The organism is Nonomuraea sp. NPDC052129, assembly GCF_040680095.1.
In the GTDB taxonomy this organism is placed as follows: domain Bacteria; phylum Actinomycetota; class Actinomycetes; order Streptosporangiales; family Streptosporangiaceae; genus Nonomuraea.
The window spans coordinates 33747-46963 of record NZ_JBFAVX010000046.1; the positions used below are offsets into that span (position 1 = coordinate 33747).

11 protein-coding genes are annotated in these 13217 nt (G+C 71.2%); 6 read left to right on the forward strand and 5 right to left on the reverse strand.

The annotated features are described in order from the left end of the window. The first annotated feature begins 23 nt into the window (after positions 1 to 23). From AB0L53_RS53495 to AB0L53_RS53520, 6 genes are all read left to right on the forward strand, one after another. Entirely contained in the window at positions 24 to 1238 is a 1215-nt protein-coding gene (locus AB0L53_RS53495) for a glycosyltransferase (protein ID WP_364012935.1), read from the forward strand. After that, positions 1235 to 1945, forward strand: a complete 711-nt coding sequence (locus AB0L53_RS53500) for a DUF998 domain-containing protein (RefSeq protein WP_364012938.1) — start codon at positions 1235 to 1237, stop codon at positions 1943 to 1945. Before AB0L53_RS53495 ends, AB0L53_RS53500 begins: the two co-directional genes overlap by 4 nt. An 84-nt stretch (positions 1946 to 2029) precedes the next feature. Next, positions 2030 to 2815, forward strand: coding sequence for a cytochrome P450 (locus AB0L53_RS53505; RefSeq protein ID WP_364012940.1), 786 nt, complete (start codon positions 2030 to 2032; stop codon positions 2813 to 2815). Then, entirely contained in the window at positions 2812 to 3564 is a 753-nt protein-coding gene (locus AB0L53_RS53510) for an isocitrate lyase/phosphoenolpyruvate mutase family protein (protein ID WP_364012943.1), read from the forward strand. Before AB0L53_RS53505 ends, AB0L53_RS53510 begins: the two co-directional genes overlap by 4 nt. Before the next feature lie 52 nt (positions 3565 to 3616). Then, positions 3617 to 6424: a BTAD domain-containing putative transcriptional regulator gene (locus AB0L53_RS53515; RefSeq protein WP_364012945.1), complete on the forward strand. Its 2808-nt coding sequence runs from the start codon at positions 3617 to 3619 to the stop codon at positions 6422 to 6424. A 35-nt stretch (positions 6425 to 6459) separates the two neighbouring features. Beyond that, positions 6460 to 7980 (forward strand): MFS transporter, encoded by a 1521-nt coding sequence (locus AB0L53_RS53520; RefSeq protein ID WP_364012948.1) that lies wholly within the window; start codon positions 6460 to 6462, stop codon positions 7978 to 7980. Positions 7981 to 7983: 3 nt separating this feature from the next. Here AB0L53_RS53520 and AB0L53_RS53525 read toward each other — a convergent pair whose 3' ends face one another. The 5 genes from AB0L53_RS53525 to AB0L53_RS53545 all read right to left on the reverse strand — a co-directional run bounded on the left by AB0L53_RS53525 (position 7984) and on the right by AB0L53_RS53545 (position 13203). After that, positions 7984 to 8856, reverse strand: coding sequence for an alpha/beta hydrolase (locus AB0L53_RS53525; protein WP_364012951.1), 873 nt, complete (start codon positions 8854 to 8856; stop codon positions 7984 to 7986). A gap of 46 nt (positions 8857 to 8902) precedes the next feature. Continuing rightward, on the reverse strand, positions 8903 to 10297 hold the full coding sequence (locus AB0L53_RS53530) for an FAD-dependent oxidoreductase (RefSeq protein WP_364012953.1): 1395 nt from the start codon (positions 10295 to 10297) through the stop codon (positions 8903 to 8905). Positions 10298 to 10372: 75 nt separating this feature from the next. Further along, complete coding sequence (locus AB0L53_RS53535; RefSeq protein ID WP_358553808.1) at positions 10373 to 11158, reverse strand: ABC transporter permease; 786 nt, start codon at positions 11156 to 11158, stop codon at positions 10373 to 10375. Then, entirely contained in the window at positions 11155 to 12006 is an 852-nt protein-coding gene (locus tag AB0L53_RS53540) for an ABC transporter permease (RefSeq protein ID WP_364012956.1), read from the reverse strand. The genes AB0L53_RS53535 and AB0L53_RS53540 overlap by 4 nt, the downstream gene beginning before the upstream one ends. 3 nt (positions 12007 to 12009) lie before the next feature. Beyond that, a complete protein-coding gene (locus AB0L53_RS53545) occupies positions 12010 to 13203 on the reverse strand; it encodes a spermidine/putrescine ABC transporter substrate-binding protein (RefSeq protein ID WP_358553804.1) in 1194 nt (397 codons plus the stop codon). Positions 13204 to 13217: the final 14 nt, after the last annotated feature.

Here is a 13217-nt window from a genome sequence, read left to right on the forward strand (position 1 = left end):
CCTTTCGACTGGAGTCCCCTGTCATGGTCATGCCCCTGCGCACCACCACCGCCCAGCGTCCAGAGCTCGCGCCCGTCCCCGCGCGTCCGCGGCGCATCCTGATCTCCACCGACACCTACCCACCCGACGTCAACGGCACCGCCGTCTTCACCTACCGACTGGCCAGCGGCCTGGCCGCGCGCGGCAACGAGGTGCACGTCGTCTGCCAGTCGGACCAGGGCCCGGCCACGGCCGACGTGGTCGACGGCGTGGTGGTGCACCGGCTGCGCTCCGCGCCCCTCCTGGTCCACCCCACCATGCGGGTCACCGTCCCCACCCGGCTGGACTGGCTGATGAACGCCGTCCAGCCCGACGTCCTGCACTCCCAGGGCCACTTCGTCGTCGGCCGGGCCGCCATCGCCGCCGCCCGCCGCCGCCAGGTGCCCATCGTGGCCACCAACCACTTCATGCCGGACAACCTCTTCCAGTTCGGCCACATCCCCGACCGGCTCCGGCGGAAGGCCGGCCAACTGGCCTGGCGCGACTTCGCCCGGATCTTCGACCGCGCCGACCACATCACCACGCCCACGCCGCTGGCCGCCAAGCTGCTGGCCGACCAGGGCTTCGCCCGCGAGGTGGAATCGGTGTCCTGCGGCATCGACCTGGCCCGCTTCTACCCGCACGCCGAGCCCAAGGCGTGGGCCCGCAAGCTGTTCGACCTGCCCGACCGCCCCACCGCCCTGTTCGTCGGCCGCCTGGACGAGGAGAAGCGCCTCGACGAGCTCGTCCGCGCGCTGCCGTACGTGCTCAACGAGACCGACGCGCAGATCGCGCTCGTCGGGCAGGGCAACCAGCGGCCGGAGCTGGAGCGGCTGGCCGAGCGCATCGGGGTCCGCGAGCGGGTGTTCTTCCTCGGCTACGTGCCCGACGAGAACATGCCGCAGGCCTTCGCCGCCGCCGACCTGTTCGCCATGCCGAGCGTCGCCGAGCTGCAGAGCATCGCGACCCTGGAGGCCATGGCCAGCGGGCTGCCCGTGGTCGCGGCGAACGCCATGGCCCTGCCGCACCTGGTGGCGGACAACGGCTACCTGTTCGAGCCGCGGGACGTCATGTCGCTGGCCCGCCACATGACCACCATCCTCACCGACGACGACCTGCGTGCCCGCCTCGGCAAGGCGAGCCGCGACCTGGCCCTCACGCACGACCACCAGAACTCCCTGGCCCGCTTCGAGAAGATCTATGACGAGGTGACCCGATGACCCGGACGGACCTCCTAGGTCGCGGCGTGGAGCCGGTTTCGGTGACGGTGCCCGTGGTGAGCGCCGTGGCCGGCGCGCTGGCCGCCGTCGCCGCTCTCGGCTACGCGCAGTTCGCGCTGCCCGGCCAGCCGCTGCTGAGCGACTACGCGCTGATCCCCGGCGGGATGGCGCCCGTGCTGATCGGCATGCTCGCGCTGGCCGGGGCCTGCCTGTCCCTCGCGTACGCGCTGGCGACCCGCGAGCCCGCCCGCAGCGCGGCCGCCCGGGTACTGCTGCTGGCCGCCACGGCCGGGTTGATGCTGAGCGCGGTCTTCCCCACCGACCCCGGCAACGCGGCGGTCGGCTCGCTGGCGGGTGAGATCCACCGCTGGTCCTCGGCCGTCATCTTCACCACCCTGCCCGTGGCCGGCTGGACCCTGGCCAGGGGCCGCGCGCCCCTGCCGAAGTGGAACCGGGTCAGGGCTCTCAGCGTGACCTCGGTGGTGGCGCTGGTCGCCTACCTGGCCGCGCACCCGGCCGCCTTCACCTCGCCGCTGATCGGCGGCGGCTCCTACTACGGGCTGCTGGAGCGCGGCGTGGTGCTGGCCGACATCGCGCTGGTCGTGTGCATGGCCGTGACCGCCGTGGATCGGCGCCCCACGGTCCGGCCGGCGGCACAGCTCGGCTCGGCCGAACACCCCGAACATCCCGAACGCCTAGCGGCCTGATGCCTGGTGGCCTGAACGCCTGGTGGGTCTGACGCGTCGATACTTCGCTCGGCGTCGAAGGGATTCCGGCCTAGCGTGGGTCCCATGCTCATCACCCGCCATGCCGAAGCCGTCTCGGTGCTGGCCGACACCCGTTACGTACCGCCTCCGGTGCGCCAGGACGCGCCCTACGGGACGCTGGCCTGGCTCCGCTCCCAGGTGTCCCGGTTCAGCACCGGCGAGGTCCACGCCGAGCGACGCCGGCTGGTCACCGAACGACTCGCCGCGCTCGACCCGGCCGAGCTGAGACAGGCCGCCACGGCGAAGACGCTGGAGCGGGGCGGCGACTGGCCGGGTGTCCCGACGGCGGTGCTCGGCGCCGCGCTCGGGATCACCGACGAGAAGCGGCTGACGGGAGCGGTGACGGCCGCCGCCGCGGGCTACCTGTCGGGCGAGGCCGGGCCCGAGGCCGACACCGCGGTGGCCGAGCTGGTCGAGCTCCTGTCCGGCACGGGCGACCCGATCCCCGGAATCACCATCCTCCTGCAGGCCCACGCCGCCACGACGGCCCTCATCGCGAACGCGCTCACCCACGCCGAACCCGGCGACGACACCGACGACCTGCTGCACGAGACGCTCCGCCACGATCCGCCGCTCAAGGCCAGCCGCAGGCTCGATCGGCAGACGGGCGAGGAGGTCACGATCGACCTGGTGGCCGCCAACCGCGACCCGGCCGTCTTCCAGCGACCCGAGCGGTTCGACGTCTCGCGCGGCCCGACGCCCCACCTGACGTTCGGCTCGGGCGTGCGCCCCTGCCCCGCCTCCGCCCACGCGCTCGCCCTGGCGGCCGGCGTGCTGGAGGGGGTCCTGCGACCGAAGGACACGCAATGAGCACCACGTTCCGCGACCTGCACCGACCGGGCGACCCGCTGCTGCTGCCCAACGCCTGGGACTACGGGTCCGCCACCATGCTGGCCGCGCAGGGCTTCCCGGCGATCGGCACCACCAGCCTCGGCGTGGCCGCCGTACACGGCAAGCCGGACGCCGCGGGCGCCACCAAGGCGGAGACGATCGAGCTGGCCGAGCTGCTCAAAGACCTCGGCGTCCTGATCACCGTCGACATCGAGGGCGGCTTCAGCGACGATCCGGCACAGGTATCCGACCTGGTCGCGGCGCTCGCCGCCCTGGGCGTCGCGGGCGTCAACCTGGAGGACGGCCGGCCCGACGGCACGCTGCGGCCGATCGAGCTGCACCAGCGGATCATCGAGGCGGCCATGGGCCACGGCGTGTTCGTCAACGCCCGGACCGACACCCACTGGCTGAAGACGGGCGACACGCGGGAGCGGGTGAGCGCCTACGGGCACGCCGACGGCGTCTTCGTCCCCGGCCTGCGCGAGCTGGGAGAGATCGCCGAGGTGGTGGCGAGCACGCCGCTGCCGGTCAACGTGCTCTTCTTGCCTGACGGGCCGACGCTGGCCCAGCTCGCCTCGGTGGGCGTCGCCAGGGTGAGTACTGGGTCGCTGCTGTACCGGGCCTCGCTGCATGGGGCGTTGTCTAACCTGCTGGCCGTACAGGGGAAGACGGCACCACCGGCGCCGACGTACGCGGAGATCGTCGCGATGCTGCCGGAATCGCGATAGGGGACGTACGCGGAGATCGCCGCGATCTTCGCGGGGCCGCGATAATCGAGGCATGCGCTTCGAAATCCTCGGCCCGGCCAGGGCGCTGGGTGAGGACGGCGAGCCGGTCGCGCTCGGCGGCCCCCGGGTGCGGGGGCTGCTCACGCTGCTGGCGCTCGACGCGGGCCGGGTCGTCGGCGCCGAGCGGCTGGCCGCCGCCCTGTACGGCCCGCAGCCGCCCGAGGGCGTGGCCAACGCGCTGCAGGCGCAGGTGTCGAGGCTGCGCCGGGCGCTGGGCAAGGACCGGGTGGAGTTCCACCCGGCGGGCTACCGGCTGGCGGCCGACCCGCAGGACGTCGACGCGCACCGGTTCGAGCGGCTGGCCGGCGACGGCAGGCTCGCCCTCGGCGCGGGCGACCCCCGCCGCGCGGCGTCACTGCTGCGCGAGGCGCTGGCCCTGTGGCGGGGCGCGCCGCTCTCGGACGCCCCGCACGCGGAGGCGGCCGCCGCCGGGCTGGAGGAGTTGCGCCTGGCCGCCGTCGAGGACCGCGTCCAGGCCGACCTGGAGCTGGGCGCCCACCGCGAGCTGGTCGCCGAGCTGCGGCGGCTGACGGCCGCCCACCCGCTGCGCGAGCGGATGCGGGCCCAGCTCATGCGGGCCCTGTACGGCAGCGGCAGGCAGGCCGAGGCGTTGACCGCCTACGCCGATGCCCGGCGGATCCTCGACGAGGAACTGGGCGTCGAGCCGGGAGCGGAGCTGGCCGCGGCGCACTTAGCCGTGCTCCGGGCCGACCCTTCGCTGGCGGCCACCGCGGCGGCCGTGAGCAGGCAGGGCCTGCGCGCCCAGCTCACCAGCTTCGTCGGAAGAGCCGAGGAGCTCCGCCAGGTGGGCGCCCAGCTGGAGGCGGCCCGGCTCGTCACGCTCATCGGGCCCGGCGGGGCGGGCAAGACCCGGCTCGCGATGGAGGCCGCCGAGCGGGCCACCGGAGACGTCTGCGTCGTGCAACTCGCGCCCGTCACCGACCCCGCCGACGTGCCGAAGGCGGTGCTGGCGGCGCTCGACATCCGCGACACCCGGCTGTCCGGCCACGACCGGCCCGCCGTCGATCCCACGGCCCGCCTGCTCGCCGCGCTCGCCGACCGCGCGCTGCTGCTGGTGCTCGACAACTGCGAGCACCTCGTCGCGGCGGCGGCCGAGCTGGCCGACCTGCTGCTGGCCTCCTGCCCCGCGCTACGTGTGCTGGCGACCAGCCGCGAGGCCCTGGGCATCACCGGCGAGTCCCTGCTGCCCGTGGCGCCGCTGCGGCTGCCGCCGCCCGACGCCGCGAACCCCCTCGGCTACCCCGCCGTCCGGCTGTTCGCCGACCGGGCGGCCGCGGTCCGGCAGCCGGTCGACGAGACGAACCTGGCCCAGGTGGCCGGCATCTGCCGGGCGCTCGACGGGCTGCCGCTCGCGATCGAACTGGCGGCCGCGCGGCTGCGCACGATGTCGGTCGGCGACGTGGCGGCGCGGCTCGACGACCGCTTCCGGTTGCTGGCCCGCGGCAGCCGTACGGCCCTGCCCAGGCACCAGACGCTCCGCGCGGTCGTGGCGTGGAGCTGGGACCTGCTCGACGAGCGGGAGCAGCGGATGGCCAGGCGGCTCACGGTCTTCGTGGGCGGTGCCACGCCCGAGTCGGCGGAGCGGGTGTGCGGGCTGCCGGAGGAGGTGCTGTTCTCACTGGCGGAGAAGTCGCTGGTCGAGGCCGTGGACGGCCGCTACTGGATGATGGAGACGATCCGGGCGTTCTGCGCCGAGAAGCTCGCGGAGTCGGGCGAGACCGAGGTGGTACGCGAGGCGCACGCCGACTGCTACCTGGCGCTGGCCGTCGAGGCGGACGGCCACATGCGCAAGGCCGAGCAGCTGGAGTGGCTGGCGCGCCTGGACGAGGAGAGCGACAACGTGGCCGCCGCCGTACGCTGGGCGGCCGAGACCGGCCGGCAGGAGCTGGGCCTGCGGATCCTCGCCTACTCCGCCTACTACTGGTGGATGCGCGGCCACCGGGGCACCAGCGCGAGCCTGGCTGACGGGCTGATCGCCGATATGGGCAGCACCCCGCCCGAGGGCCTCGAAGAGGAGTACGCCATGTGCGTGCTGGTCGCGGCCTGGGGCAGGCAGCCGGGTGACGAGCTGCGTGCCCGGCTGGGCAAGCTCCGCCGCCTGATGCCGGTCGCCTACCTGCCGACGCGGCTGGAGTCCCTGACGATGATGCTGCCGATGTTCACCGGCCCGCCCGACGACTACGCGGGCGTCCAGAAGCTGGTGGCCCACTATTCCGGCAGCCTGTCGCCCTGGTCGCGGGCCTTGATGCACTGCGGCTTCGCGTTCATGCTGCAGATCATCGGCCGTGGTGACGAGGCCGGGGCCGAGTTCGAGCGGGCGCTGACCGCGTTCCGGGCGCTCGGCGAGCGCTGGGGCGCCACGCTGGCGCTCAGCGGGCTCGGCGAGCTGGCCTATGAGCAGGGTGACTACGCGGCCTCGCGCGACCTGGCCGACCAGGGCCTGCGGACGTCCGGGGAGCTGGGCGCGAAGGCGGACATGGCCGAGTGCCTGTGCCTGCGCGCGGACTCCGTGGCCCGCCTGGGCGACCTCGACGGGGCGCGGGCCGACTATCTGCGGGCCGCCGAGATGGCCCGCCGGATCGGCTCCGGCGACACGATGGCCAGGGCGGACGTGGGGCTGGGCGAGCTGGCGATGCTCCGCGGCGACCGCGACGAGGCCCGCGCCCTCATGGAGCAGGCCCTGGCCGAGTGCCCCGGCGACTGGTACAGCGCGGGAGAGGTCCGCGCCCGCATCCAGGCCGGGCTGACCGAGCTCACGGAGATCGTCAGCGAGCGGTAGGCGATCGGTCAGCGCCTCCGAACATGGTGGTCCGCATGCGCACCATCAATAGCAAATGGTCCTGTCTGGCCGTCGCGTGCCTGGCCAGCCTCCTCCTCTCGCTCGACATGACGGTCCTGCACCTGGCCCTGCCCAGATTGGTCGGCGACCTCGGCGCGAACGCCACGCAGCTCCTGTGGATCGGCGACATATACGGCTTCGCCCTCGCGGGCCTGCTCGTCACCATGGGCAATCTCGGCGACCGCATCGGCCGCAAGCGCCTGCTGCTCATCGGCGCCGCCGCGTTCGGGGCGGCCTCGGCGGTGACCGCCTACGCCCCCAATCCGGAGCTGCTCATCGCGGCCAGGGCGCTGCTCGGCGTGGCCGGGGCGACGATCATGCCGTCGACGCTGTCGATCCTCCGCAACGTCTTCACCGATCCCCGAGAGCGGACCGCCGCCGTCGGCCTCTGGAGCGGGATGAGCGCCGCCGGGTTCGCCGTGGGGCCGGTCATCGGCGGGCTGCTGCTCGACCATTTCTGGTGGGGCTCGGTCTTCCTGATCAACGTGCCGATCATGGCGCTGGTGCTGGTCGGGGGCGTTCTCGTACTGCCGGAGTCACGCAACCCCGACGCCGGCCGTGTCGACCTGCCGAGCGTGGCACTCTCCTTCATCGGCATCGTTACGACCATCTATGCGATCAAGGAGGCGGCCCACCAGGGGTTCGGGAACGTCGGCGTGCCGGTGGCGGCCGTGCTGGGCGTGGCGTGCCTGGGGCTGTTCGGGTGGCGGCAGACCAGGCTGGCGGAGCCGCTGATCGACGTGCGGCTGTTCAGGAACCGGGCCTTCAGCGCGTCGATCGGCACCAACCTGCTGGCGATCTTCACGATGACCGCCATGTCGCTGATGTCCGCCTGGTACTTCCAGCTCGTGCTCGGCTGGACGCCGCTTCAGGCCGGACTGGCGAGCCTGCCGGGCGGGCTCAGCGGCGCGATCAGCGGCATGCTGGCAGGCCGGGTCATCGGGCTCCTGGGCAGGAACGGCGTCGTGGCGCTCGGCTTGGCGCTGGCCGCGGGCGCGTTCCTCTGCTACAGCACGTTCGGGCTCGACACGAGCCTGCTCGCCATACTCGCTCCGCAGTTCCTCAGCGGGATCGGGATCGGGTTCGCCTTCACCGTCAACCACGACAACGTGCTGGCCACCGCGCCCAAGGAGCGGGCCGGGGCGGCGGCCGCGGTGTCGGAGACGGCGTTCGAGCTGGGCGGGGCGCTGGGCATCGCCATCCTGGGCACCCTGCTGAACAGCTCCTACAGCGCCGGCCTGCGCCTGCCCGCCGGAGTGCCGGACGAGGCCGCCAGGGAGTCGATCGCGGGCGCGCTGCACACGGCCCAGACGCTGCCCGCGGCCCAGGCCGGGCAGCTCATCGAGGCGGCCCGGGTCGCCTACGTCGAGGCCGTCCAGGTCACGGCGCTGGCCACCGCGGCGATGCTGGCCGTGGTGGCGGTGCTCGCGCTGGTGGGGCTGCGCGGCGTGCCCAAGGTCATTCCCGAGACCGTGTCCCCGACGGTCAGAGTCTGACGTTCACAGGTGCTCGCGCAGGAAGTCCGCTGTCGCGTCGACGGCCAGGGTGACGTACGGCTCCTGGTCGTAGAGGTCGATGTGCTGCTTGGCATCGACCCAGACGAGCTTCTTGGGCTGGTCGAGCCGCCGGAACGCCTCCTCAGCGCCCTCCGGCGAGCAGAACCGGTCCACCACGCCGTGCACGATCAGCGCCGGTTTGGGCGACAGGAAGTCGGCGCCCATCACGTTGTCCATGGTGATCAGCTCGCGCACACTGGCCCGGGTGACCTCATTCACCCAGGTCGCCGACGCGGCACGCGCGCCACCGTAGTAGGCGTACGGCTCGTCGCCGGGCATGGCCGCCTCGCCCTCCTGCGCCACGGCGGGCAGGTACTCCACCGGCCCACCGAGGTCTTGACGCTCCAGCACCTCGGTGAAGGAGGCCAGGGCCGCCTGGTAGTCCATGCCCGAGCGCATCGCGTAGGGATTGTTGTACGCCCCGGCGATCCCGGCGAAGACCTTCACCCGGGGATCGAAGGCGGCGAACCGCAGCGCGTATCCCCCGCCCAGGCAGATGCCGACCGCGCCGATCCGCGCCGCGTCCACCTCGGGTCGCGACCGCAGCAGCGACACCGCGGCCCGCAGGTCGCCCAGCTTGCCCTGCGGGTCCTCGTGGCGGCGCGGCTCTCCGCCGGACTCGCCCCAGTTGCGGTGGTCGAAGGCCAGCGTCGCATAGCCCCGCGCGGTCAGCCGTTCCGCGTAGAGCCCGGTGACCTGGTCACGCACCCCGGTGAACGGCCCGGTGAACACCAGACCGGGCCACGGGCCCGCTCCCTCGGGTACCCGCAGGTCCCCGGCCAGCACGATCCCGTCAGCGGTGAACTCAACCCTCATGTGTCCATGATCCCGCCCTTGACCCGGTTATGAGCCTTTGCCCAGGTTATGAGTCGAAGCCGAGGCCCATCCGGTCGAGTGCGCGCAGCCAGAGGTTGCGCCTGCCCTCGTGCTGGTCGGCCTGCGCGATCGACCACCGGGTGAACTGGATTACCCCGGACCGCACCGGCTCCGGCGGGAACGGGATCGGCTTCTCGCGTACCATCCGCAGCTCGGTCCGCTCGGTGCGCTCGCCCGAGAGCAGGTCGAGCATCACGTTCGCGCCGAAGCGGGTGGCACCGACGCCCATGCCGGTGTAGCCGACGGCGTAGGCCAGCCGACCGGCGTGCGCCTGGCCGTAGAAGGCGCTGAAGCGGCTGCAGGTGTCGATCACGCCGCCCCAGCGGTGCGTGAAGCGCACGTCGGCCAGCTGCGGGAACGTGGTGGCGAAGTGCCCGGCGAGCTTGACGAACGTCTCGTCGCGCTGGTCGTACTCCGGCTTGACCAGGCCGCCGTTGTAGTAGACGGCGTCGTAGCCGCCCCACAGGACACGGTTGTCGTCGGTCAGCCGGTAGTAGTGGAACTGGTTGGCCCCGTCGCCGACGCCCTGCCGGTTGCGCCAGCCCACCTCGGCGAGCTGCGCCTCGGTCAGCGGCTCGGTCATGAGCGCGTAGTCGTACACCGGCACCACGAAGTGCTTGAGCCGCCGCAGCAGCGGCGGGAACACGCCCGTGCCGAGCGCGACGCGGCGGCCGGTGGCGCCGCCGTGCGGGGTGCGCAGGCTGATCGTGACGCCGTCGTCGACCAGCGAGCGGACCGGGCTGCGCTCGTAGACCCGGACGCCGAGCGACACACAGACCTCGCGCAGCCCCCAGGCCAGCCGGGCGGGGTCGAGCATGGCGCAGCCGCTGCGGTCCCAGACCCCGCCCAGGTAGGTCGGCGAGTTCACCTCGGCCCGCACCTGGTCCTGGTCGAGTGCCACGTAGTCCAGGCCGAGCTCGGAGACGAGATCGAGGTGCTCGCCGAGCGCGTCGAGCTGCCATGGCTCGGTGGCGACGTTCAACTCGCCGGTGCGCTCGAAGGAGCAGTCGATGCCGTAGCGCTCCAGCGTCCGCTCGATCTCGTCAAGGTTGGCCACGCCGAGGCGTTCGAGCCGGTCGATCTCGTCGGGCCAGCGTTCGAGGCCGTTGGGCAGGCCGTGGGTGAGGGTCGCCATGCAGAAGCCGCCGTTGCGGCCGGAGGCCGCCCAGCCGATCCTGCGGCCTTCGAGCAGGACGACGTCCTGGTCGGGGTCGCGTTCCTTGGCCAGCAGGGCGGTCCACAGCCCCGTGAAGCCGCCGCCGACCACGATGAGGTCGGCGCTGGTGTCTCCGAGGAGCCGCGGTCGCGGCTCCGGTCTGGCCGGACTGTCCAGCCAGTACGGCTTGCGCTCCGCGTCAGCAAGCGCCTTCAGCGGATCCACACATTCCACTTCCCCACAGTGTTTTCTTCACAATGTTTCTTCACAATGTTTCTTCACAAAGTTCGTCAGGAGCTCTTAGGCACGACGGCGAGCCGTGACCGAGGTGGCGATGGCGATCAGTACCCCGACGCCGAAGATCAGCGTACCCATGACGTTGACCTGCGGCGGGATGCCGGTCTTGACGGACCCGACGATCCACAGCGGGAAGGTGACGGTGGAGCCGTTCACGAAGCTGGTCACCACGTAGTCGTCGATCGACAGCGCGAACGACAGCATCGCCCCCGCCAGCACACCCGGCAGGATCGACGGCAGCGTCACCTGCCGGAAGGTCCCCCAGCTGGTCGCGCCGAGGTCCTTGGCCGCCTCCTCCAGCGCCGGATCCAGCACGATCACCCTGGCCCGTACGGTGACGACGACGAACGACAGTGAGAACAGCACGTGCGAGACGATGATCGTGTTCGCGTCGCGCGGCACGTTGCCCGAGACGAACAGCGACAGCAGCGACGCCCCCATGACCAGCTCGGGCGTCGAGATCGCGGCGAACACCAGGAAGTTCGTCACTCCCTGGCCCCGGAAGCGGTAGCGGCCGATGGCCAGTCCCAGCATCGTGCCGATCACGACCGTGATGAGCGTGCTGACCAGCGCGATCACCAGCGAGTTGCGCAGTGCGACGGTCAGGTCGGAGATGTCGAAGAGCTGGTGGTACCACTTGAGGGTGAAGCCCTGCCAGGTGGTGTTCGACTTACTCTTCTTGTCGTTGAACCCGAACAGGATCATCACGGCGATCGGCGACGACAGCCAGACGATGATCAGCCAGGTGTAGGCGTGCAGCAGCCGGTCCCCGAGCCCGCGGCCCCTCATCGAGCCGCCGCCTCGAGGACGTTCTCGGTGCCGAGCGCCTTGGCGTAGATGAAGATGCCCACGAGCAGCACGGCCATCAGCGTGAACGACAGTGCCGAGGCCGTCGGGTAATCGAGGTTCGTCAGATACTGGGTCTGGATGATGTTGCCGATCATCGTGTTGGACGTGCCGCCGAGGATCTGCGCGTTGACCGGGTCCGCCGTGGCGGGCACGAAGGTCATCAGCACCCCGGCGAACACACCCGGCAGCGACAGCGGCAGCACCACCCGGCGGAAAGCCGCCGTGCGCGAGGCGTACAGGTCGTAGGCCGCCTCGATGACCCGCGGATCGACCCGCTCCAGCGCCACGTAGATCGGCAGGATCATGAACGGCAGGAAGTTGTAGGTCAACCCGCCCACCACCGCGAACGTCGTGGCCAGCACGTGGAAGCCGGCGGGCAGCACGCCCCAGCTCTTCAGCGGGCCGAACAGGACGCCGTCGTCGGCCAGCAGGAAGCCCCACGAGATCGTCCGCAGCACGAACGAAACGAAGAACGGCAGCAGCAGCAGGAACAGGTACATCGACTTGCGCGCGCCGCCCTTGAAGGCGATCCAGTACGCCACGGGATAGCCGATGACCAGCATCGCCACCGTGGCGAGCCCGCCGTACAGGAGGGAGCGCAGGAGCTGCGGGCTGTAGCGGCTGAGCGCGTCGGTGTAGTTGGAGAAGCTGAATGTCATGGCGAAGCCGTCGATCGCGTTGCCCGTCTGCAACGACACCGACGCCATCGCGGCCATCGGCACGACCAGGAAGATTCCCAGCCACATCCAGCTCGGCAGCGCCAGCAGGTAGGGGGTGAGCCGCCTCATCGGCTACGCCTGCGTGATCGACTGGAAGATCGGGTTGAACACCTGTTCCTGCTTGGTGCTCAACTTGGTGTAGGTGCGCAGCTTGGCGTAGTCGGCCTCCGACGGGAACATCAGCGGGCTGTCGACCATCTCCTCCAGCGACTTCTTCGCCTCGCCCGTCGCCTTCCCTGCCTTCTCCCTTAGCAGATCCTGTACGGCCGGCACCGGCGTGACGTACTGGATGAACTCATCCAGCTCGGCGGCGACGGCCGGCTGGTAGAGGTAGTCCATGAGGATGAGCGCGTCGAGCGGGTTGGCGGCGTTCTTGGGGATGAGCATGTTGTCGGTCCAGATCGTGCCGCCCTCCTCGGGCACGACGAACTTGACCGGCTCACCGGCCAGCTGCCGCTGGAAGACGTCCCCCGACCAGGCCATGCTGATCCAGACGTCGCCCTTGGACACGGCATCGATGTAGCTCTGGTCGTAATATTTCCGGACAATTCCGGCGTCGCGTTGGGCCTTGAGCTTCGCCCCGGCCTTCTGCCAGTCGGCCTCGGTCGACTTCTCCGGGTCCAGGCCCAGGGCGAACATGCCGAAGTTGGCGATCTCCTGCGCGTCGCTCATCATGCCGACCCGGCCCTTGTACTTCGGATCGAAGAGCGCCTCGATGCTCTTGGGCTCATCCTTGACGTACTTGGTGTTGTAGGCGATCCCCGTCACGCCCGAGGTGTACGGCATCGTGTAGACGTTGCCGGGGTCGTAGGCGCGATCCTTGTACTTGTCACCGACGTTGGCCAGGAAGTTCGGCATCTGCGAGTGGTCGAGCGCCGTGACGTAGCCCAGGTCGATCATGTGCTGGAGCTGGACGCCGTTGGTCATCACGACGATGTCGAAGCCGAGCGACTGGCCCGCCCTGAGCACGGGGTCGGCCTTGCCGAAGAACTCGGCGTTCTCCTGGATGACCTCCTTGTACTCGTAGGAGATACCGGTGGCCTGCTGGAACTTCTTCAGCGGCGCCTGGTTCTCGGGCATGTACTCGGGCCAGTTGGCGAAGACCACGCGGCCGTGCTTGGTCTGCTTGGCCCAGAACTCCTTGACCGCGTCGGCCTTGGGCGGCGCCGCCTTCTTACCCTGCACGCCGCAGGCGGCCAGGGCGAGCCCGGCGGCGGACAGACCGGCGATCCTGAAGGCGTCTCGACGGGTACGGGCTTGGGTCATGCCCCTCAGGAGGG